The sequence below is a fragment of the Microbulbifer sp. MCCC 1A16149 genome (assembly GCF_050368945.1).
In the GTDB taxonomy this organism is placed as follows: Bacteria; Pseudomonadota; Gammaproteobacteria; order Pseudomonadales; family Cellvibrionaceae; genus Microbulbifer.
Map to the genome: position 1 here is coordinate 1,177,939 of NZ_CP185959.1, position 21,960 is coordinate 1,199,898.

A 21,960-nucleotide genomic window follows, 5' to 3' on the forward strand; every position below is an offset into this window, starting at 1 on the left:
CACTCAATTGGCCGAGCCGGGTCACTCGGCTTCAAATTCTTCCGGGTAGATCTCGTTCACCATCCGGGTGATATTCACGCGCAGTTGGCGCTCCAGCTCGGGCAGCTGTTCGGCCATCAGCTGTTCTATGAGACGCTCGCGATCGCTGGGGCCGGACTCTTGTTCTTTGCCTGTATCCGCGGGTTGCTGGTCCAGTGGCTCCGCTGCTATCTCGGGCTCTTCCTCTATGGAAGGCTTTGCCTCTGCTGCTTGTTGAGCGGGTTCCGGGCGGGGAATCCTGCCACCTGTCAGGCGTGCGCGGATATGCGGCGGCAGGAAGGGGTTTTCTGACATCGCTGCTGGCAGCGGCTTCCGCTCGGTCCGGGCTTTTCGCTCAACCGCGGGGGTGTCAGGTGCGGAAGAGGGGGCCACCTCTAGTTTCTCCGACGTCTCTAGCGTCTCCAAAGTCTCATCCAGCTCTTCCGTCACCGACATCTCTCTGGCGGGCTTTTGCTGGGGATCGAAGAGGCCGGGCTGGAATTCTTCCCGCGCCGAGGCGCCATTGGGTTCCTTTTTACCGGAGGCTTCTTCGGGTGTGGTTTCGGTACTGAGGGCGTTGCTCTCTGCGGGAGCCTGTTGTTTGTCGGTCAGCGGGCTGTTGCTGCGCGGCAGGTTTTGCAGTGGGCGCAGCAGTTCCCGGTCGGCATCGCTGAGCAGCGGGGCGTATTCCTCTGCGGGCTCCTCATCCACCGGGCTGAACAGGATGGGCAGATCGGCCTCCTGCAGCGGACGTTGGGCCGCTACGGGTGCACGTTGTGGCTTTGTGGCCGGCGGCGCGCTTTGGGTCTGTTCGGCTTGGTTAGGTCCGGCGACCTGGTCGAGCAGCGGAATATCCGCTTCCATATCGCTGCCGAGGAGCTCCCGCAGGGAATTGAGCTCACTGAGTAGCTCGTTCGGGGGCTGGCCGTGGCGATGCTTTCTGTTTTTCTTGCGACCGGACATGGAGCTGGCTTTCGTTTCCGCTGGGGTCAGTTGGGTATCTTGTGTGATTGTAACGGATATCCCCTGTCACGGAAGTGACTGTATCGCGTTCTCGAGCGGGCGAGGGAGTCCGGGTGCTGGCAGACGATTTCTGCGAGACGATCGAACTGGCTGAACCAGGTGGGGATTTCACCGCGCAGGTTGATGAGCAGGCCATGGTGCTGGGCGGGGTCTTCGCCGCTGTTGATCTCGATAGCGGCCTGCTGGTCCAGGTTCTGGGGCGCATGGGGCAGGAAGCTGTCTTCCCGGAAGGTCCACAGAAGTTCGTCCAGCTGTTGTGCCTGCTGCTCGCCATCGACGGCAATCAGCACGTGCAGGCCATTGCGAAAGGCCTTTTCGGCGAGGCGACAGGCGAAAACGGGGATTTCATCCTGGTTTTCAGAGGGTAAAACGTAGAAATCTATTCGAGTCATCGATTCGGGCCGTTGGGCGCGGGAGGTTAATGTGAAGGTGCCGATACCCGGTAAAGCCTTGTGAGACCTTCTGCGAGAGGGACCTCGCAGAAGAGCCCTCCATGAATGGGTTCACGGCGTGTCTCGCAAGGCTTTACCGGGTAGCGGCGCCGCCACTTCATCATTTCAGAGCACTGAAGCTGGTCTTGAGGCGGTCCCGCTGCCGGAAACGGTGCGCAGGACACGCCGTGAACCCATCCATGGGGGCTTGTCGAAAAGGTCCCTCTTTTCGACAGTCCTGCGCACCGTTTCCGGCAGCGGGACCTTCGCCTCGGAGATTTGGCTTCGTATTAGATACTAGATTCGTTTATTTTTTGTTCAGGATGTATTGCAGCAGCAGCGGTACCGGGCGTCCGGTAGCGCCTTTGGCCGCGCCGGACTTCCAGGCGCTGCCGGCGATATCCAGGTGGGCCCAGTTGTAGTCTTCAGCGAAGCGCGCCAGGAAGCAGGCGGCGGTCACGGAGCCGGCTTCACGGCCACCGATGTTCTGCATGTCGGCAAAATTGGAGTTCAGCATCGGCTGGTATTCGTCCCACAGGGGCATGCGCCAGGCGCGGTCGCCGGTCGTCTCGCCGGCAGCAAGCAGCTCGTCGGCGAGCTTGTCCTGATTGGCATAGAGGCCGGTTGCGTGGTTGCCAAGCGCGATGACACAGGCGCCAGTCAGGGTCGCCACGTCGATCACCACGCTCGGTTTGAATTTGCCCGCCCAGGTGAGGGCATCGCACAGAACCAGACGGCCTTCGGCATCGGTGTTGAGGATCTCGATGGTTTTGCCGCTCATGGAAGTGACAATATCGCCGGGCTTGCTGGCGCGGCCACTGGGCATGTTTTCTGCGGCGGCAACGACGCCGACCACATTGACCGGCGCATTCATTTCTACCAGGGCGTTCATCACGCCGAAGACACTGGCGGCGCCGCACATGTCGAATTTCATTTCGTCCATCTGCATGCCGGGCTTGAGGCTAATACCTCCGGTATCAAAAGTGATGCCTTTACCCACCAGAACAATCGGCTTCTGTCCGGTTTTGCCACCCTTGTAGTTCATCGCGATCATCGCGGCGGGCTCGTCGCTTCCCTTGGCGACGCTCATGAAAGCGCCCATGCCCAGGGCTTCCATCTTTTTGTTGTCGAGCACGCTGGTGGACAGTTTCGGGTGTTTTTTCGCCAGGGCTTTGGCTTCAGACGCGAGATAGCTCGGTGTACAAATATTGCCCGGCAGGTTGCCCAGCTCCCGCGCCACGTTGCTGCCCGATGCCTGGGCACAGCCCAGATCGACGCCCTGTTGCATGGCCTTGAGCTGCTTTTTGTCCGCGGCGTGAACGGTGAACTTGGCCAGTGGGTAGGGCTTGGCATCGCTGTGGCAGCGAGTGAACTTGTAACCGGCGAGGCCTGCGGCCATTGCCAGCTGTTGCGCCTGCCAGCCGGCATCGGCAGCAGTGACGGACACTTCGCCCAGGTAACTGGTGGCATCCTTGAGGGATTTGACCGCGGTGGCGCTGGCGCTTGCCAGCTTGCGGAATTCCGCCTGGGAGACCGGCGTCTTGCCGGAGCGCACCAGCAGGACCCGCTCGGCGCCGCCTTCAAGGGTGGGGACCATGAGGGTGCTGCCAGCTGCGCTGCCGAGATCGCCGCGCTTTAACAGTTTGGCCAGGTTGCCGCCATTGGCCTTGTCGAGGGCGCTACCGCTATCGGTGAAGCGGTTCTTGTTGTCGACGGCGATAATGGCGCAGGCGCTGCGCTGTTTGCTGATGTCGGTGACCTTGGCGTTACACTGCATGTAATTGGTTCCTTGATGTTCTGGTAAGTCCGCGGCTTGTGCGTATCGATACGAGCAGGGTATCTGTCAGTCTGGTTGTTCTGAACCGAGACATTGCCGGGCTTTTTAGTGATAATGCGCCGCACAAGTTTAACCCGAGAAGGATCGGATTGCTTGATCCGGTGTCCTATGCTGACACCGCTTGTATCTAAACCGGAATCTCGACTTCCATTCGCCATTTCTTCGAACTGTAATCAGGGAAGCTGGTCGTTCAGTGATTATTTTCCGCTACCTCTGTCGCGAACTACTCGGCGCGACACTTGCCGTCAGTGCCGTGCTATTGCTGATGGTGATGAGTGGCCGTTTTGTGAAGTATCTGGCCGAGGCGGCAGCGGGCGATCTATCCGCCGGCATCCTGTTTTCGCTGATGGGGTATCGCCTGCCTGGCTTCCTGGAGCTGGTGGTGCCGCTGGGCTTTTTTGTGGGTATCCTGCTGGCCTACGGTCGACTCTATATCGAAAGTGAAATGACGGTACTGCACGCTTGTGGCTTCAGTGAGCGCCAGCTGTTGCGGTATACGCTGGTACCAGCGTTATTGGTGGCGGCTTTTGTGGGGGCCATGAGCCTCTATCTGACTCCGACCGGCATTGAGCGGACCTCCCACCTGTTGACCGCCGATAAAACCCGCAATGAGTTTGATCACCTGGTGCCAAAGAAGTTTGTTGCCACAGGCGGCGGCCGCGCCGTGTATTACGCAGATGGCCTGAGTGGCGACAAATCCACCATGCACGATGTGTTTCTCGCTGAGTTGGGGAATTCCCGCGGGAACATGGAGACGGATCACCAGATCGTTACCGTGGCGCGGGAAGGGGTGCAACAGATTGATCCGGAGTCCGGCTTGCGATACCTGGTACTCCGCGACGGATACCGTTACGAGGGTGTGCCGGGCCAGAGTGACTATCGCCAGATGGCGTTCGACAGTTATGAAGTGTTGCTGGAAATACCGCGCCTGCGCTCCAAAGCCAGCGAAAAACTGCAGTCCATGTCCACCGCCGCGCTGTGGAAGAGTGACAACCCGCGCGAGCGGGTCAATCTACACTGGCGCTTCAGCTTGCCCATATTGGTGCTGGTGGTGGCAATTCTCGCAGTGCCGTTGAGCCGCACTAACCCGCGCCAGGGGCGTTACGCCAAAATGATCCCAGCGGTGCTGCTGTACATTATTTACCTTGTTGCCCTGCAGGGGGTTCGCGGTGCCATTGAGGATGGCAAGATCGAGCAGGCCTGGGCCATCTGGCTGGTGCACCCGCCATTCCTGATTCTCGGGTTGCTATTGCTCGGCGGGCGCAACCGCAAGCCGCGCAAGCCGCGCAAACCACGTGGTGGCCCGGATGTCGGTGGTGATTCCGGCATCGGCGGTGGAAGTGGAGGTACCAATGTCACGGCTTGATCGCTATATCGCCCGCACAGTGACCATGGCGATTCTCGCCGTATTGATGGTGATTCTCGGGCTGGATCTGATTTCCGCGATCGTCGATGAGCTCGAGGATCTCGGTGACAACTATCAGTTTGTCGATATTCTGGAGTATGTCCTCTGGACCTTGCCCGAGCGCATATACAGTCAGCTTGGGTTCTCGGCGCTGGTGGGCTGCATGGTTGGGCTGGGTACTCTGGCCAGTACCAGTGAGCTGACCGTGATGCGGGCCTCCGGGGTTTCTATCGGCCGAATTACCTGGGCGGTGATGAAACCGGTTCTGGTGTTGATCGTGCTGGGGCTGATGCTCGCTGAACTGGTGATCCCGGTCACGAACCAGAATGCCGAAAGCCGCAAGGCCATTGCCCAGGGCGAACTGGAGAACTCCGGTCTTGAGCAGGGGCTGTGGCTGCATGACGGGGGCGAATTTGTTCACTTCAACGCGGCACTGCCCGGTGGCACCCTGTTTGGGATCACCCGGTACCGTTTCGATGAGGATCGCCAGCTTCAGCGGGTAGTATTTTCCGAGCGCGGCCACTATGAAAATGACCGCTGGGAGCTCCAGAACAGTCGCCAGACACGTCTCACGCAGGAGCGCTCGAGCAGTAGCGAGGAGGCGCGTTCTTACTGGGACTCGGATATGTCTCCGGACCTGTTTTCCCTGGTGGTGCCATTGCCGTCCGATCTGTCGCCGCGCAATCTGTGGTCTTACGGCAACTTCCTCGACCGCAAGGGCGAAGAGTCCGCCCGTTACTGGTTGGCTTTCTGGAAAAAGGTGTTACAGCCGCTTACCATCGCCGGCCTGGTGATGATGGCCATCTCGTTTATATTCGGGCCCTTGCGGGAGGTGACTACCGGTTTGCGGGTATTTACCGGGGTGATTGTGGGAATCGTATTCCGGACGGTACAGGACATGCTTGGCCCTTCGTCCGTGGTGTTCGGGTTCCCGCCGTTTATTGCGGTGATCATTCCTATTCTTGCCAGCTTCCTGCTCGGTTGGTTGCTGCTAAAACGCGCTCGCTAGCACTTCTTGATTGGCCGATAACGGGGGCTGGTTGAATGAACCGGTCCCCCCTCAGTAGCCAATGATCAGTTCAGTTTCTTTTCCTTCTTCTTTTTGGGCAGGCGCCTGACCTCAGAATCCGATGCCAGATCGTGCCAGCTGGCGCCATCGTTGCGGAAATATCCCCACAGAAAGCCCAAACCAAAGCAGCCTAGTGAGATGGGGCCTACCAGGGCGCGGATAAAGCACTGGTACCAACTGAGCTGTACACCGTTGCTATTGGCGACCATCAGTCGCCATGCGCGCATGCCGATGGTTTGGCCAGCCACGCGCCAGGACCAGAAAAAGTATCCTGCAGTCACCAGCACCAGTCCCAGCTGGTACAGCGGACCGCCCACGCAGGGGGTGTAGTCCACGTGCTCTGGTTGGCATTGCAAGCCGCCGAATGTGGATACAACCAGCATTGCGAGAAAGCCGTACACCATCCACAGGCCTGCCAGGATCAGGGCATCGTAGAGCAGGGACATCAGGCGCGGCAGGACGCCGGCGTAAGGAAGCTGGTTAAACTGGGTGGGCGTTTTGACTGGATCGGGCACGGGAATCTCCGCCGGTAAGAACTGGCGGGGATTCTAGCAAAACTGATTGCTTGGCGGGAAAACGAAAAGGGGGCACAAGGCCCCGCTCAGAACTGGTATTCGAAAGTGAAGCGGAACTTGTCGTCAGATAGCCGGAAGTCGTAATCCAGGTTCTGGTTCAGGTTTCCGTTGCTCTGGGTATAGCGCAGCAGTGGGTGCTGTTTGTTGCGCTTGTGCTGCGCCATGTAGGTCTTGAAGCCCATTTTCAGAATCTCGTTCACGGCGCGGCCGCCGGTCACATTGTTGGATTCGTCTGGATGGGTATAGAGCTCGAGCCACTGATGGTTCAGACGGCGGTGCACCATGCCCATGGAGTTATTGCGCAGGTTTTCTGCGGACTCGTACAGGGCGTGGTTGTCCATGCCAAAGGCACTGTCGATGAAGAAGGCATTGTCCGCCTGAAGGTTCAGTGCGGTGTTCGAGTCTGGGATAAAAATGCCGTCGGCGAGAACTGAGGAGGAGGCGGGGAGAAACACGAGCGCGATCGCTGCCGTCCGGCAGGATGCTAGGTATTTGTTGGAACGAAACCGGTTACTGCGAGTTTCCATTTTTCCACCCCGGGGCGTTTTACTTGGTTCAGTGCGCCGATGAACAGCTACTGAATTTATTATGGCTCACCCTTAATAAACCGTTGTATCTCACAAATCCGCGTACTTTTCCACTGACGTCAGTGAATACTTCTGCGCTATCGGTCATTTTATCCCGAGCCCCGTGATTGCTGGATGTCTAGAGTTTTGCCCAGCTGGTGCGGGTTGTGCAGAGGTTTCCGCCAGTATTTTTTAAGACCAAAACCATTGGGTCAAAATTTTGCTTATAAAAACTTTGTCTAGTGATCGTGAGCTTGGATCACTAGGTTCAGGGGTGGTTCAGTGGTCATTTTATGATTGGCGTCAGCATTCTCCTGTTGAGCGGTGTTCGCTGAATCTTCCTTTTGCGGGCCTGGCAGAGGTGGAGACTGGGGCTGGCTGGGCAAGGGATGCACAATCTGTTGACAGCGCTGTCTTTTGCGTTAAGGTGGACGGTTAACCGGTATAGGAAACCGGCCCGATAACATAAGAAGCCAACCGTGCATCCTTGCGGGATGTACCCACCGATAAAGAGAAGATCGATGAAGCGACTTCCCCTATTTGCCAGCCTTGCACTGTCTGCCTTTATTACCTCCTGTAGCGACTCGGAATCCGTCAGCCCGGAGGGCGCTACCGCGCGGATTGCCGCCAACTTTGATGTAACCCAGGAAATCCTGACCAATTTCCAGGGGGTGGACGCGGATTTGCGTGCGCAGTGCAAGCAGGCCGGTGGTAGTGAGGCGACCTGCTCCACCTACCGCATCAGCCTGATCAACAATGGACCGGCGATCGGTGCCGAAGAGCGGGATTGGACACTCTACTTCCACAGTGTGCGCCGCGCGCTGGCGCTCCTGAACAGTGACGAATTCACCCTCGAACGGGTCAATGGCGACCTGCACCGACTCACGCCTACAGATGCTTTTAGCGGTATTCCCAGCGGTGAACCCCTGGCTCTGGACTTCCTGATCGAGAGCTGGATGCAGTTCGAGTCCGACTTCCAGCCGCGTCTGTTTGTGGTTGACGCTGACGGACAGGCGCAGGTGATCGAGTCCACGGATACCGACGACCTGCAGGACATCGTCCTGCCAATCACCAAGAACGACCCGGACAACTGGAAACGGGTCGCCAGCGATGCCAATACACTGGCCACCGCGGCCAGTCGCTTCCAACGGTTTACCGCCGATACCGAGATCATCGGCGATGCAGGGGAAAACTGGCGCGGTCGGATTATTCCCCAACCGGTCTCTACAACGTTGCCGGACGGTGCGCCAGTGAAGCTGGATAACGGGCTCACTCTGACGGCAAATGGACTGCCCGAAGGCAGCGTGGCGGCCCTGAAACAGCGGATCGAACAACTGGGCCTTGCGAAGGGCAGTAATGAGGCCTATCCGGTCGAGGTAGCCGTCGCGCCCTCGTCCTTCGGTGGGGCGGTGGCCGGTGCGTATCGCCTAACCGTAGGTGAAGACGGTGCGACAGTGACCGGCGCAGACGAAAGCGGTGCTTTCTACGGCGTTCAGTCGCTGCTGGCACTGGTGGACCTGAAAAGTAAAACCATGCCGCTGGCGGAGGTAGAGGATGCGCCGCGCTTCCCGCACCGCGGCATGTTTCTCGACGTGGGCCGCAACTTCCACAGTAAAGAAGTGGTGTTGAAACTGCTGGACCAGATGGCGGCTTACAAGCTCAACCGGTTCCACTTCCACCTGTCCGATGACGAAGGCTGGCGCCTGGAAGTTCCCGGATTACCCGAGCTGACTGAGGTGGGCAGCCAGCGCTGTTTTGACCTGGAAGAAAATCATTGTCTGCTGCCGCAGCTGGGGTCCGGCCCCAATGCGGATAACTTCGGTAGCGGCTTTTACAGTGTCGATGACTATGTAGAAATTCTGCGCTACGCGGCGGATCGCCAGATCGAGGTGGTCCCGGAGTTTGACATGCCCGCTCATGCGCGCGCTGCAGTGGTGTCGATGGAGGCCCGTTATCGCAAGCTGAAAGACACCGACCCGGCAGCTGCCAGTACCTATCGCCTGATCGATCCCAAGGACGATACCGAGTATCTGTCGGTCCAGTTTTACAATGACAGCTATATCAATCCCTGTATGGATTCCACCTACCAGTTCGTGGGCAAGTTGATTAGCGAAGTGAAGGCCATGCACGATACTGCCGGGGTGCCGCTCGAAACCTGGCACTTCGGTGGTGATGAGGCGGTGAATATTCTCGCGTCAGGATCGTTCGAGGTGGGGCCGGGCGACGATCCGGCGAAGGGGAATGTCACTGCGGAACAGCGCAACAAACCCTGGGCCAATTCGCCCCAGTGCAAAAAGCTGATTGCCAGTGGCGAAGTAAAAGCCATTGACGAGTTGGGTGAGCTGTACGCCAAGCGTGTAAGCAAGCTGGTGGCCGACGCTGGTATTCCCACCATGGCGGCCTGGAACGACGGCGTGAAAAAAATTGCTGACGCCGATACCGAGCTTGCCACCGAGCACAGTTATGTGAATTCGTGGGCGCCTTTGTTCTGGGGCGGTGGTGACGAGAGTGTGCACTTCTACGAGACCGGTTTTGACCTGGTGCAGTCCCACTCGGATTACCTCTACTTCGACATGCCGCAGGAAGTGGATCCGGCGGAGCGCGGTTACTACTGGGCGTCCCGCTATACCGATACCCGCAAAACCTTCAGCTATACACCGCTGAATACCGCGCAGTTGGCCGAGCTCTATCCCAACCGCGATGGACAAGGCTGGACCGCGACTTCACCTGCGGCAGAGTTTGCGCATAACGTAAGCGGTATGCAGGGGCAGCTGTGGAGCGAGGTGGTGCGTACCGATGAAGCGGTGGAATACCAGGTGTTCCCGCGTCTGCTGGCACTGGCGGAACGCGCCTGGCACCAGGCGTCCTGGGAACTGCCAATTCAGGAAGGACAGGTATTCTCCGCCGAGACCAAGTTTATGGACAAGCAGGCACTCGCTCGGGATTGGCAGACCTTTGCCGCTGCTCTGGGTAACAAGGAACTGCGCAAGCTGGACCGCGCCGGTATTGCGTACCGGGTGCCCGTGCCCGGCGCGGTGATTGATGGCGACGTGGTAAAAACTGCACTGCCATATCCTGGATTGGTGCTGGAATATTTTGACGGCGACAGCTGGCAACCGCTTACCGATGCTGTGGCAGCACAAGCGGTGCAGTCGATTCGCGCACGCAGTGCCGACGGCAAGCGTGCCGGTCGTGCGGTTTCTCTGGAAACCCCGAAGACGTTGACCGCCCGCTGAGCCCGCCCTTCTAGTAGCGATTGTCCCACAAGAATGTGGGGCAATCGCCGCCTTCCTCTTGGCATACCACAGATGCCGCGCTCATCGCACAATCACCTGCTAACTCACTCATCGATTCATCTCCGAGCCGCGCTCTGCAGTTGCTCACGCTTCCTGTTAACCGACAGGTCTACAATTGCCGAGTCGACAGCCCGATTTTTCGATTGTTGATGGCACGGTTATCTTCCCCTGGCTCAGGTTGTGGCCCGGCTTTTTCGAGTCACGGGGGCGTGCTTGTTGCCGTCGATATCGGTAGCCCTTCCGGAATGTGTTGTAATCACTGAAGATGGGCTACTCGGTTTGCCGTCTCTAACCGTCTGCGATGACGAGCGATAAGAAGCATAAGGTTGAATAGAGGGAACTATGGCGAGATCCAAGGTATACGATTATGTGATCGTGGGGGCGGGGTCTGCCGGCTGTGTACTGGCTAACCGTCTCAGCCAGGATGAGCAGAACCGGGTTTGTCTGCTGGAAGCGGGGCCTTCAGATCACAACCTGATGATCCAGATGCCTGCGGGTATCGGCTATCTGGTTCCCGGTAAGCGCTTCAATCGTCACCACTACACCGAACCGCAGGCCAGTCTCGACAATCGTCGCCTGTTTTGGCCACGCGGACGCGTGCTTGGGGGGAGCAGCGCCATCAATGCCATGATCTACACCCGCGGTAACCCCGGTGACTACAACTCCTGGGAAAAGGCCGGTAACCCCGGGTGGGGATGGTCAGGTATGTTGCCGTATTTTCTTCTGTCTGAGGGCAACCAGCGTGGCAGCGATGCTTATCACAGTGGTTACGGACCGCTGGCGGTTTCCGACCTGAAATGGAAGTCGGCCGCAGGGCAGGCATTTGTAAGCGCTGCCCGCGAGGCGGGACATCGCCTCAATCACGATTTCAACGGCCATCACCAGAATGGCGTGGGCTTCTATCAGGTGACCCAGAAATTTGGCCGGCGCTGCTCCTCTGCCACTGCTTATCTGTATCCGGTGAAAAACCGCCCCAATCTCAGTATCTACACCAGCGCGCCGGCGGCCGGACTTGAGTTCAAGGGCGATCGAGTAAGTGCGGTGCGGTTGCAAGACGGCACCCGAATAGTGTCCAACAAAGAAGTAATCCTGTGCGCAGGGGCAATTCAGTCGCCGCAGCTACTGATGCTGTCGGGGATAGGCCCGGAGGGGGATCTGAAAAAACTCGGCATCGTACCCCAGTGTCACCTGCCGGGTGTGGGGCAAAACCTGCAGGATCACCTGGATATTACCCAGGTGGTGGAGACCGACCGAGCTGTCGGCTTTAACGATGCGTTATGGCCCAAACTCAAGGCTGCGCTGACCTTACCGCAATACCTGTTTCTGAATCGCGGCATGCTCACCAACAATATCGCCGAGGCGGGCGGATTTGCCAGTTCCAGTCTGGCGGGAGAGTACCCGGATATTCAATTCCACCTGAGTGCTGTTCCACTATTTAATCACGGACTGATCAAGCGACCGGGAGATGGCTATTCCCTGCACGCCTGCGCACTTCGCCCCAAAAGCCGCGGGTCTATCTCCCTGGTCTCGCGCGATCCCAAAGCCTCCCCGAGCATTCAGCCCAATTACCTGTCGCACCCCGATGACCTTCAGGTGTTGCTGGAGGGATTTGAAATGGCACGGGAGATTATTGAGAAATCCTCACTGAAAACATTGCATAAACGCTGGTGGTTGCCGGGCGAAGCCTTGTCGCAGCGGGATGCGATCGCCAATTTTATTCGCCAGTATGCGGAAAGCATTTATCACCCGGTTGGCACCTGCAAAATGGGACAGGATGAAATGGCCGTGGTGGATAGTGAGTTGCGGGTAAGGGGCGTGGATGGACTGCGGGTAGTGGATGCCTCCATAATGCCCACCCTTATCAGCGGTAACACCAACGCCCCGGTGATAGCCATTGCGGAAAAAGCTGCGGAATTAATTCTCGACAAGCCCGCACTTCACAAACAGCAGGAACTCAGCGAAAACGCATGATCTGGCAGTGTCCCCATTGCAAACAGTCTCTCGATTTACAGGACCAGAGCTGGCGTTGCGCCAGTGGCCACAGTTTTGACCGCGCGAAAGAGGGGTATGTCAATCTGCTGCCGGTACAGCAAAAACGCAGCAAGGAGCCGGGTGATTCGGCGGAGATGCTCAACGCGCGGCGGCGTTTTCTGGAAGCAGGCCATTACACACCGCTGGTGGAGGCAATCTGTGCGCAGATGTCGCAGAAGCTAGGGGAGAGTAGCCGGCTGCTGGATATCGGCTGCGGTGAAGGGTATTACACGCGGCAGTTGGTGGGAAATGGCTGGCGGGCCGCGAATATTTTCGGGATCGATATCGCCAAGCCCGGGGTGCGCCTCGCGGCAAAGAAACTACCTGATGCGCACTATGCGGTGGCGAGCAGCTATCACCTGCCGGTGTTGGATAACAGCGTAGATACAATTTTACGTGTGTTCGCTCCCGGGCCGACAGAAGAGTTGCTCCGTGTATTGAAACCGGGTGGCGTGCTTTTGGATGTCTCGCCTGGCCCGGATCATCTGTGGAGCCTGAAGCAGCGCTTGTACGAAAACCCGCAGCGTCACGAGGCACCCGCACCGCTGACGGGGCTCACACTACTCAGTGAATTACGCTGTGAATTTTCGTTGAATATCGAGAAGAATTCCGAGCTGCGCGACTTCCTTTCCATGACGCCATTTGCCTGGAAAGGGCGCAAGGAGTCTCGCGAAGCACTGGAGCAACAGGACTCACTCAAACTGGAAGCAGATTTTTTGTTGCGCAGTTTCAGCAAAAGCGATTGATGGTTTTTTCCAAATGGGAAAAATCAAACAGAACCAGATACGGATAAGGGAACGACAAAGTGGCAACGCCGCGGGATTACATGTTTATGCAGCAGGCGCTGGCGCTCGCTGCCAAGGGCGCGGAACTTGGGGAAGTGCCCGTGGGAGCGCTGGTGGTTCTCGATGGTGAGGTCATCGGTGAGGGATTCAATCAGCCTATTTCCTCGTCTGATCCCAGTGCACACGCTGAGGTTAAGGCCTTGCGAGATGCTGCATCCCGGCAAAATAACTACCGCCTTCCCGGCGCTACTCTGTATGTCACCATCGAGCCCTGTACCATGTGCTTCGGTACCCTGATTCACGCCAGAATTGCGCGCCTGGTCTACGGCGCAGCCGAGCCCCGTGCCGGGGTGGTGGCCAGTCAGTTACAGCTGGCCGAAAAGACATTTTTTAATCACAAGATTGAAGTAGAAGGTGGCGTAATGGCTGCGGAGGCCGGCGCCCTGGTTCGGGAATTTTTTCAGAAGCGACGCTAACAATGTTATTGGCTGTCTTGATTAATTCACTACTGGTGGCGGTGGCAGTCGTCATTCACCACGAGGCGCTGAACTTCCTGTTCTGGCTGGGACGGCAAGTGAATGTGCGTCGTAATGTGGGCGTATTGATTGGCGTTTTCGGGGCGCTGGTCGCCCATGTCGTTGAAATCTGGATGTTTGCGGTGGGTTACCTGTTTATGTACCACTCGCCTTTCTTCGGCACCCTGGAGGGGAACTTTAACGGTTCCCTGATGGATTGCGCCTATTTCTCGTTTACCACCTACACCTCACTCGGGGTCGGCGATATAGAGCCTCACGGCGCCCTGCGGTTTACTGCAGGGCTCGAGGCGTTGACCGGCCTGGTATTGATCACCTGGACCGCTTCGTTCCTGTTTCTCAAAATGCAACGTCACTGGAAGCGTGGCCCCGACCAGTAAGCGGCGGGGCATCCAGTTACCCATCCATCAAGCGGCAGATTTAGCGGCAGTCGCGGTTACGGCGATTGCCTCCAGGGTCTCTTTCACAAGGGCGCTGAGCTGTGCAGCCATCGCCTCATCGATCATCCTGCCGTCCTCGTTGAACAGATTCATCGCGCCCGGTACCGCAAGCATGGTCGGCGCAATCCAGGTGCCGAGGGGTTGCAGAATATCGCGCAGGTGGTTGAGTCCACGCATTCCACCCAGTCCACCGGGTGAAGTGGCGAAAAGTGCCGCACGGCGCCCCAGAAATACCTCGGCGCGGCCGTAGCGGTCATCCGGGCGGGATACCCAGTCGATCAGGTTTTTCAGTGCGGCGGTCACCGAGCCGTTGTATTCGGGGCTGGCGATCAGCAGGCCATCAGCACTGGCGAACAGGTCCTTCAATTTACTCACCTGTTCGGGGACTCCTGCCGCCTCGATATCTTCGTCAAACAGGGGCAGGGGATAGTCGCGCAGGTTCACCTCGATCACTTCAGCACCGGCGTCACGGGCCATCTGTGCCGCGGCTGCAGCCAGCTGGCGATTGTAGGAATCCTGGCGCAGGCTGCCAGCGAGGGCCAGCAGGCGGGGTTTCTGGTTGTTGCTCATGGGGCACATCCTATCGGTGATTCGGGTTTTGGACCGCGGCCTCCAGGTTCGGGGCATCGGTAGGGTTGAATGGCTGTCATTGTGTCGAATAGTGGCTGGAACAAAAATAGAGATTCTGCAATGCTTCTGTGCATATATGCACAGAAGTTGGACGCTTCGCCCAGGGAGGCGAGACCCGGTACAGGGAAGAGGACAATGGCGCGGAATTCGGTAAAGGACTGGAATAACTTGCACTACGCACTGGCGGTGGCCCGGGCCGGGACCCTGTCCGGCGCTGCGCTGGAGCTGAATGTGTCACATTCCACGGTACTGCGACGCATAGACACGCTGGAAAAAGCGCTTGATACCCGCCTGTTTATTCGCCATCCCCGCGGTTATGTGCCAACGGAAGCGGGGCAGATGCTGATGAATGCTGCGGAGAATATGCAGGATCAGCTGGATCTGATGGTGGGAAAAATGCAGGGGGTGGACGAGGCACTCCACGGCACTCTGGTCATCACTACCGTCAATACCCTTATTCCGCTACTGATGCCGATCATCCGCGGATTTCAGGCGCAGAATCCTCAGGTTCGATTGCAGCTGGTGGCAGATCGCAGGCACCTGCGCCTGGAACATGGAGAGGCGCATATCGGTATTCGCCCGGGGGCGAGACCGACGGAGCCTGATTATGTCGTGCAGCCGGGCGCCTCGCTGCAGAATACACTCTACGCATCCCAGTCCTATCTGGACGAGTGCGGTCCATTTACGGGGCGGGATCAACTCGACGGACACCGCTTTATTGCGCCCATCGAGGCGTATGACTTTATACCCAGTCTCGATTGGATCACCCGCGAGGTGCCGGAAGAGCAGATTGTATTTCGCTGTAACGAATTTTCCGGTTTTGAAGACGCCGCGCGTTGCGGTGTCGGGATTGCCGCACTGCAGAGCTGGTGTGCTGAAGTGCGGCCGGGGCTTGAGCGGTTGATTGACCCGCCCCCGGAGTGGCAGACAAAGCTGTGGCTGGTAACCCATCGGGATATGCACCGCACGCGCAAAGTGCAATTATTTCTGGAGTGGGTAAAAGAAGCGCTTGCCAAGCTGTCGCCGGAGGTCGGTGTGGTTCCGTGACGCTGGTAGCATGTTCCTTTCCTTTATATGGTCGGCTGGTGTCCGTTGCCGGCCGGCGTGTATCGTTAGCCGAAGTTCAAACCACACTACCCAAGGGGCTTTTGTGAGAAAAATAAACGCCATCGTGATTCTTCCTCTCTTTCTATGCGCGCTCGCGGGCTGCGAAAAGAAATCAACTTCAACAGCGGAGGACGAATCGTCCGTAGTGGAGCCGCGCCCTCTGGACGAAGCCAAAGGCCAGCAATCGGACAAAGACCCGGAGCTGGATCAGCTGGCAGAGGATTATGTACGGCTGGTGCTGACACTGGGCAATCACGACAAGAGCTACGTGGACGCCTACTACGGCCCTGAAGCGCTAAAAGCGGAAGCCGAGGCCGACGATGCCTCCCCGGCGGAACTCGCCAGCCGAGCGGAAATGTTACTGGCCAAGCTGCCGCCGGAGATCGAGCCAGGCGGCGACCTGCAGACCCTGCGTAAGCACTACCTGAAAACCCAGCTCACCGCGGTTGTCGCCCACGCGCACCATATTGCAGATGCGGGCTTTCGTGATTTCCAGCGGGAGGCAAAAGCGCTTTACGATACAGAACCACCCATACAGACCTACGCCGAGTTTGAGCCGGTACTGGCGCAGCTCGAAAAGGAGCTTCCGGGCAGTGATCCCCTGCATATCCGCGTACAGCAGTTTCAGCAGAAGTATCAGATTCCAGAAGACAAGCTGGAGGTGGTGTTTGACGCCGCTATTGCCGAGTGCAAGAAGCGCACCGCGGCGCATATCAAATTACCCGATAACGAAAGTTTTAAACTGGAGTATGTACAGGGCAAGCCCTGGAGTGGCTACAACTGGTATCAGGGCAACGCGCACAGTCTGATCCAGATCAATAGCGAGCTGCCGATCTATATCGACCGCGCTGTAGATCTCGGCTGCCACGAGGGTTATCCGGGGCACCATACCTACAATGCGCTGCTGGAGCAGAAACTGGTCAAGGACCTGGGGTGGCAGGAGTACAGTGTCTATCCGCTTTTCAGCCCGCAATCACTGATTGCCGAAGGCAGTGCGAATTACGGTATCGAGCTCGCCTTTCCGGGAGAACAGAAAACCCGCTTTGAACAGGAAACGCTTTATCCCCTTGCTGGCCTGAAACCGGAAACCGCGGAGAAGTATCACCGTGTCCTGGCATTGAAGGCCCAGCTTAAGTTCGCAGAGAACATCGTCGCGCGGGAATATATCAACGGCAAGATTGATCGCGATGAAGCGGTTGAGCGCTTCCAGAAGTACACTGCCATGAGTCCGGAAAAAGCCGCACAGCGTGTCAGCTTTGTGGATACCTACGGTGCCTACGTCATCAATTACAACTGGGGCAAGGCACTGGTGCAGGAGTATGTTGAGCAGGACGCGAATACGAGCGATGACCGCTGGGAAAAGTTCTCCAGACTTCTGTCTTCTCCGCGTCTCCCGTCTTCACTTTACTGGTAAGTTTTTCTCAGGGATGGTTGCTCTGTGCGCCAGAGCGCCATCCCAACATTTCTTTACGCTTTCTGCGGTTCCGCTTTTTTTCTGACCTGAATGTCGCCTTAAAGGTTGACGGAAATTTTCCTATTCCGATTTGCCTGACACCGAGTTTTCCACAGGGTTGGCATTGAAATGATTTTCTGTGGATATGTTTGGCGGTAAAAATTGCGCATATGGCGCATGAATCACCATTTAAGCCGCCGTTTTTTATGGTGAGGATTTTTGTGTCTGGCACGTGAATATTTTAAATGGAAGTGTGTGGCGACAAGATTGTGCAAAAGTTCCACAGTTGAAGTTTTTTTTTGGTTGTTTTTTCTACAAGCCGTTGTTTGCGTGTCTAGACTGACAAGTGATTGGGTTGATTGCTGTTTAATTTGCCGAATACGATGGAGTTCTCAATGAAAAAGACACGCGTTCTGACACCGCTTGCAATCGCTGTAGCCGCTCTGATTAGTGCACAACAAGCTGCCGCTGATATGTGGAGTGATGGTGACTTTATTATTCGCGCCGGTGCCAGCTGGATAGATCCAGATGACGATAAGCGTCAATTCCGCCTGAGCGATAATTACTACGGTGCCGGTTTTAATGTTGATGCAGATACTACCTGGAATATCTCCGGCGCCTGGTTGCCGGTAGAGCACTGGGGAATGGAGCTGATGCATATCGGCAGCACCAAGCACAAGTTGGGCATCAAGGACATTCGCGACGGAAACGTGACTTACACCACCGACCGCTATCGCGCGGGCCGTTTCGATGCGGCTTACTCCAATGCCTATCTGAACTGGTATCCGCTTAGCCGCGATTGCCTGGGACAGCCCTATGTTGGTATCGGTGTGAACTATACCGATTTCAGCAATGAAGGCCTGAGCCGCAAGCTCCGCGATCGGATTAACGACCCGGCTCTCGGGTTGGATATCCGCAATGTGGATCTGGGCCTGGGGCATTCCTGGGGCTTTACCAGCCAGTTGGGTGTGGATTTCCGCTTCGGTCGTGAAAGTGCATTCCTGGTCAACGCAGCGGTGCTTTACATCGATGCCGACACCGACCAGACCATTTACTTTAACGATACCTCGCTGCCAGGAAACCCCAGAGCTTCCGTTAAAGAAAAAGTTGACTACAGCCCATGGGTATTCAACCTGGGTGTAGGCTACTCTTTCTGATCACCTTCTGGTGACGCAAGGGTAACGTTCAGGGATGAACGGAAAAAGGCACCTTCGGGTGCCTTTTTTATTGCGCTGACTTTGGGCTAGCTTAATAACTTGGAAAATCTGAACAGAACGGGGCGGGTTGCGTATGGAGTATCGTGACTATTACCAGATCCTCGGCGTCGAGCGTGAGGCCGCACAGGATGAAATCAAAAGGGCGTATCGAAAACTGGCGCGCAAATACCATCCGGATGTGAGCAAGGAAGGCGATGCGGAAGATCGTTTCAAGGAAGTCAGCGAAGCTTACGAAGTACTGAAAGACCCGGAAAAACGTGCCGCCTACGACCAGCTGGGGAAAAACTGGGACAGCGGCCAGGACTTCCGGCCGCCGCCCGATTGGGACCAGGGCTTTGAGTTTCACGGTGGTGGCTATACCGAGGCGGATCCGGAAGCCTTCAGTGATTTCTTCGAGAGCCTTTTTGGACGCGGTGGTTTCACACACGGCGGATTTCGTCGAGGAGGGCAGCAGTTTCACGCCCAGGGCGAGAATACCTATGCGCGTATCGCGATCGATATAGAAGACAGCTATCGGGGCAGCAAGCGCCAGATCACTTTGAAGCACTCGGTGTTGGGCGCCGATGGGCGTCCGGTGATCAAAGAGCGCAAGCTCAATATCACGATTCCCAAGGGCGTGACCGAAGGGCAGCAGATTCGTCTGGCCGGACAGGGGGAGCCGGGAATAGGCAGCGGTAAACCCGGCGACCTCTATCTGGAAATTATCTTCAATCCGCATTCGCGATTCAGCGCCGAAGGCAAGACGGTGTATCTGGAGTTGCCGGTGGCCCCGTGGGAGGCTGCTTTGGGTAGCAAGGTGAAAGTGGAGACCCCGGATGGCCCGGTCAATCTCACATTGCCGCCCAATAGCAAAAGCGGTAGCAAGTTGCGCTTGAAAGGGCGGGGGCTACCGGCAAAAGAGCCCGGTGACCTGTATGTGGTGCTGGATGTGGTCACTCCGTCGGCAAATACCGAGGCAGAAAAAGCCGCCTATGGCGCATTTCGCGATGCTTTCAAGTTTGATCCGCGTGCGGGCGTGTGAGCGGTTTTAAGTGCCGGACAAGTTTCAGGAGAGGGATGGTATGACACCAGAGCATGAACAGGCAGAGGCGGTAGCGGTAGTTCTGGATGAGGGCAGTCAACTGACGCTGCGTGAACTGTGTATCGCGTGTGCGTTGTCCGCAGAACAGGTGATGGCACTAATGGACGAGGGGGTCATTGAGCCGCAGGCTATAGAGGGTGCGTTAACGTTCAGTGGCGTCTGCGTCAGGAAGGTGAGGCGGGTGGTCAGACTGGAGCGTGATCTCGGCGTAAATCACGCCGGTGCTGCGCTGGCACTGGAGCTGCTTGAGGAGATCGAGCAGCTCCGTGCGCGAATTCGTCGTCTGGAGCGACGCTAATTCTGGCCCCGCGATCAAAGCGCCTTGCTGGTGATCTGATAAATCAGGTAGCCGGTGTAAACCACGTAAGCCAGTAGCAGCGCGGCCCCTTCAAAGCGATTGATCCGACCCTGCCTGCCACGGAAGCCGTAGCCGAAAATAAACAGCGCAATGGTCAGGCCCATTACCATCGGCCAATCGCGGGTGATCAGTTCAGGCGGCACGATGGGCATGGGCGCGATGGCGCCGGCGATACCTACAACTGCCAGCAGGTTGAACATATTAGAGCCAACCACGTTGCCGATGGCGATATCGTGCTCGCCCTTGCGTGCTGCGGCGACGGTGGCCGCAAGTTCAGGCAGGGAAGTACCCAGTGCCACAATGGTGAGGCCGATGATCAGGTCACTGACACCCAGCTGCTGGGCGATGGTGACTGCGCCCCAAACCAGCATGCGCGAACTCACGATCAGCAGTATCAGGCCCGCCACGACCCAGAACAGCGCCTTGCCCAGTGGCATATCGTGCTCTGCCAGTTCGGAGTCATATTCGCCTTCGATGGCATCCCCTTTGCCTCTCAGTGCAGAAAAGACTGACCAGCCGATCAGGCTGAAAAAGCCTGCCAGTAATATCACTGATTCGGTGCGGCTGAGGCCTCCGTTCCAGAAGAATGCTGCGGTGATACAGGTGATTACCAGCAGCAGGGGCAGCTCTTTGCGGATGATCTTACTGTTGACGGAAAGCGGAATCACCATCGCGGTCGCGCCGAGGATAAGTCCGGTGTTGGCGATATTGGAACCATAGGCATTACCCAGTGCCAGGCCGGGGCTGCCGTCCAGTGCCGCCAGGGCAGATACCACCATTTCCGGCGCCGAGGTACCGAAGCCCACAATCACGATACCGATCAGCAGTGATGGCATCCCCGCATGTTTGGCAGTGGCGGCGGCGCCATCGACGAAGCGGTCAGCGCTCCACATCAGCAGCACAAATCCGGCAAGTATTGCGAGCAGGGCAAGAATCATGGGGGTCCTTAATCTCAGATAGCAGTCTTCTAGATGTTCAATTCGCCACCGGCGGGGCGAATCGGGGCCGATTGTAGCGACATTACCGCGGGCTTGCAGGTTTGATTCTTACTGTGCGCGCTGGTGGCGCCAGATACCGGACCCTAAAGTTTGGGCTGATTTTGATACTGGCAGAGGCCGTGGCGTTATGAACAAGAAACTGCTCCTGGGGGCGCTGATTGGCGCGGGTATGTCGATGTTGAACAAGAAGATTCGCCAGCAGTCCGCCCCGGCGCCCGGCACACCGCCACCGGACTTCCATCGCCCTGATTTCAGCAAAGTGCCGCCGCCAGAGCAGACCGGCGGCGCTGGCGGCCCCAACCTGGACGACATTCTCGCTCGCGCCGGGCAGCCGGGCGGGTGGAATCCCGGTAATGGCGCCGGAGGTGGGCAGGGGCCGGGTGGGGATATCTTTGGCGGCGCGGTTCCCGCCGGCGCCGGTGCCGGCGGCGCAGCGGTTTTGATGGAGATTGCGCGCAGGATCTTCGCGCAAATGCAGCAGTCAGGTGGCGCAGTGCCCGGTGGTGGAATGGGGCGTGGCTCTGGCGCTGGAATGGACGGTGGGCTCGGGGACGTACTCGGGCAGATCTTTGGTCGCGCCGGTGGCAAGTTTGGCCAGCAGGGGCCTCAGGGCCCCCAGAGCGCGCCGGGTAACTGGCAGAATGCATCGCCCCGCGGCAAGGGTGGGCTGTTCGGGTTTGTGAATACCGCCGACGAGGGCGGATCGGATGCCGGTGATGGTCAAGAACAGGCCGATGCCATGCTGAAGGCCATGATTGCTGCCGCCCAGGCGGATGGCCGGATCGACGAGGCCGAACAACGCAATATCTTGCAGGCCCTGGATGGCCAGCTGGAGGCGTCAGCCCTGGACGCTTTTCGACAGTTTCTTGCCCAGCCGGTGAGTATGGATGATGTGGTATCTGCTGCGCACGATCCGGCCACGGCGTTCAACCTTTATCTGGTCTCGGCGATGACCATCAACCCGGACAATGCTCAGGAGAAACAGTATCTGGAAACTCTGGCTGAAAAGCTGGGGATTTCCGAGCAGGCGGCGCACGCCGTAGAGCAGCAGTTGCCGCGTTAGTTATGAGGGAATGACTCTGGCATCGCACGGGCAGGACTAGATGG

At 57.6% G+C, this 21,960-nt stretch carries 20 protein-coding genes; 13 read left to right on the forward strand and 7 right to left on the reverse strand.

Annotation, left to right across the window (positions count from 1 at the left end):
- Window positions 1-21: 21 nt before the first annotated feature.
- The 3 genes from ACONT6_RS04845 to ACONT6_RS04855 form a co-directional block, all read right to left on the reverse strand.
- Window positions 22-981, reverse strand: a complete 960-nt coding sequence (locus ACONT6_RS04845) for a hypothetical protein (protein WP_428820666.1) — start codon at window positions 979-981, stop codon at window positions 22-24.
- Between the two features lie 26 nt (window positions 982-1,007).
- A complete protein-coding gene (locus tag ACONT6_RS04850; protein ID WP_428820667.1) occupies window positions 1,008-1,433 on the reverse strand; it encodes a DNA polymerase III subunit chi in 426 nt (141 codons plus the stop codon).
- Between the two features lie 346 nt (window positions 1,434-1,779).
- On the reverse strand, window positions 1,780-3,249 hold the full coding sequence (locus ACONT6_RS04855; protein WP_428820668.1) for a leucyl aminopeptidase: 1,470 nt from the start codon (window positions 3,247-3,249) through the stop codon (window positions 1,780-1,782).
- Window positions 3,250-3,502: 253 nt separating this feature from the next.
- Here ACONT6_RS04855 and lptF point away from each other — a divergent pair, with 253 nt between their 5' ends.
- Together lptF and lptG are read left to right on the forward strand one after the other, a co-directional pair.
- Window positions 3,503-4,675 (forward strand): LPS export ABC transporter permease LptF, encoded by a 1,173-nt coding sequence (lptF, locus tag ACONT6_RS04860; protein WP_428820669.1) that lies wholly within the window; start codon window positions 3,503-3,505, stop codon window positions 4,673-4,675.
- On the forward strand, window positions 4,662-5,723 hold the full coding sequence (lptG, locus tag ACONT6_RS04865; protein ID WP_428820670.1) for an LPS export ABC transporter permease LptG: 1,062 nt from the start codon (window positions 4,662-4,664) through the stop codon (window positions 5,721-5,723). Before lptF ends, lptG begins: the two co-directional genes overlap by 14 nt.
- 65 nt (window positions 5,724-5,788) lie before the next feature.
- On the opposite strand, the gene ACONT6_RS04870 is transcribed toward lptG, so the two are convergent.
- Window positions 5,789-6,298 (reverse strand): RDD family protein, encoded by a 510-nt coding sequence (locus ACONT6_RS04870; protein ID WP_428820671.1) that lies wholly within the window; start codon window positions 6,296-6,298, stop codon window positions 5,789-5,791.
- A gap of 86 nt (window positions 6,299-6,384) precedes the next feature.
- Window positions 6,385-6,813: a hypothetical protein gene (locus tag ACONT6_RS04875; protein WP_428820672.1), complete on the reverse strand. Its 429-nt coding sequence runs from the start codon at window positions 6,811-6,813 to the stop codon at window positions 6,385-6,387.
- A 632-nt stretch (window positions 6,814-7,445) separates the two neighbouring features.
- Between ACONT6_RS04875 and ACONT6_RS04880 the strand changes: the two genes are divergently transcribed.
- From ACONT6_RS04880 to ACONT6_RS04900, 5 genes are all read left to right on the forward strand, one after another.
- Window positions 7,446-10,160, forward strand: a complete 2,715-nt coding sequence (locus tag ACONT6_RS04880) for a family 20 glycosylhydrolase (protein ID WP_428820673.1) — start codon at window positions 7,446-7,448, stop codon at window positions 10,158-10,160.
- Window positions 10,161-10,562: 402 nt separating this feature from the next.
- Window positions 10,563-12,191, forward strand: a complete 1,629-nt coding sequence (locus tag ACONT6_RS04885) for a GMC family oxidoreductase (protein ID WP_428820674.1) — start codon at window positions 10,563-10,565, stop codon at window positions 12,189-12,191.
- Entirely contained in the window at window positions 12,188-12,997 is an 810-nt protein-coding gene (rlmA, locus tag ACONT6_RS04890; RefSeq protein ID WP_428820675.1) for a 23S rRNA (guanine(745)-N(1))-methyltransferase, read from the forward strand. The genes ACONT6_RS04885 and rlmA overlap by 4 nt, the downstream gene beginning before the upstream one ends.
- A gap of 59 nt (window positions 12,998-13,056) precedes the next feature.
- Window positions 13,057-13,512, forward strand: coding sequence for a tRNA adenosine(34) deaminase TadA (tadA, locus tag ACONT6_RS04895; protein WP_428820676.1), 456 nt, complete (start codon window positions 13,057-13,059; stop codon window positions 13,510-13,512).
- A 2-nt stretch (window positions 13,513-13,514) separates the two neighbouring features.
- Window positions 13,515-13,949, forward strand: a complete 435-nt coding sequence (locus ACONT6_RS04900; protein ID WP_181253777.1) for a potassium channel family protein — start codon at window positions 13,515-13,517, stop codon at window positions 13,947-13,949.
- Window positions 13,950-13,976: 27 nt separating this feature from the next.
- Here ACONT6_RS04900 and ACONT6_RS04905 read toward each other — a convergent pair whose 3' ends face one another.
- Entirely contained in the window at window positions 13,977-14,579 is a 603-nt protein-coding gene (locus ACONT6_RS04905; protein ID WP_428820677.1) for an NADPH-dependent FMN reductase, read from the reverse strand.
- A gap of 195 nt (window positions 14,580-14,774) precedes the next feature.
- On the opposite strand from ACONT6_RS04905, the gene ACONT6_RS04910 reads away from it, so the two are divergent.
- From ACONT6_RS04910 to ACONT6_RS04930, 5 genes are all read left to right on the forward strand, one after another.
- Entirely contained in the window at window positions 14,775-15,686 is a 912-nt protein-coding gene (locus ACONT6_RS04910; protein WP_428820678.1) for a LysR family transcriptional regulator, read from the forward strand.
- A 205-nt stretch (window positions 15,687-15,891) separates the two neighbouring features.
- The gene (locus ACONT6_RS04915; protein WP_428820679.1) at window positions 15,892-17,160 is read left to right on the forward strand and encodes a hypothetical protein; all 1,269 of its coding nucleotides are present in this window, start codon (window positions 15,892-15,894) and stop codon (window positions 17,158-17,160) included.
- Window positions 17,161-17,594: 434 nt separating this feature from the next.
- Window positions 17,595-18,356, forward strand: a complete 762-nt coding sequence (locus tag ACONT6_RS04920; protein WP_428820680.1) for an OmpW/AlkL family protein — start codon at window positions 17,595-17,597, stop codon at window positions 18,354-18,356.
- Between the two features lie 133 nt (window positions 18,357-18,489).
- The gene (locus ACONT6_RS04925; protein WP_428820681.1) at window positions 18,490-19,437 is read left to right on the forward strand and encodes a DnaJ C-terminal domain-containing protein; all 948 of its coding nucleotides are present in this window, start codon (window positions 18,490-18,492) and stop codon (window positions 19,435-19,437) included.
- A 40-nt stretch (window positions 19,438-19,477) separates the two neighbouring features.
- Window positions 19,478-19,795, forward strand: coding sequence for a chaperone modulator CbpM (locus ACONT6_RS04930; protein WP_181253772.1), 318 nt, complete (start codon window positions 19,478-19,480; stop codon window positions 19,793-19,795).
- Between the two features lie 14 nt (window positions 19,796-19,809).
- Here ACONT6_RS04930 and ACONT6_RS04935 read toward each other — a convergent pair whose 3' ends face one another.
- Window positions 19,810-20,793 carry a calcium/sodium antiporter gene (locus ACONT6_RS04935; protein WP_428820682.1) on the reverse strand — a complete coding sequence of 328 codons (984 nt, stop codon included), beginning with the start codon at window positions 20,791-20,793 and terminating at the stop codon, window positions 19,810-19,812.
- Between the two features lie 187 nt (window positions 20,794-20,980).
- On the opposite strand from ACONT6_RS04935, the gene ACONT6_RS04940 reads away from it, so the two are divergent.
- Window positions 20,981-21,916 (forward strand): DUF533 domain-containing protein, encoded by a 936-nt coding sequence (locus ACONT6_RS04940; protein WP_428820683.1) that lies wholly within the window; start codon window positions 20,981-20,983, stop codon window positions 21,914-21,916.
- The last annotated feature ends 44 nt before the right edge of the window (window positions 21,917-21,960 follow it).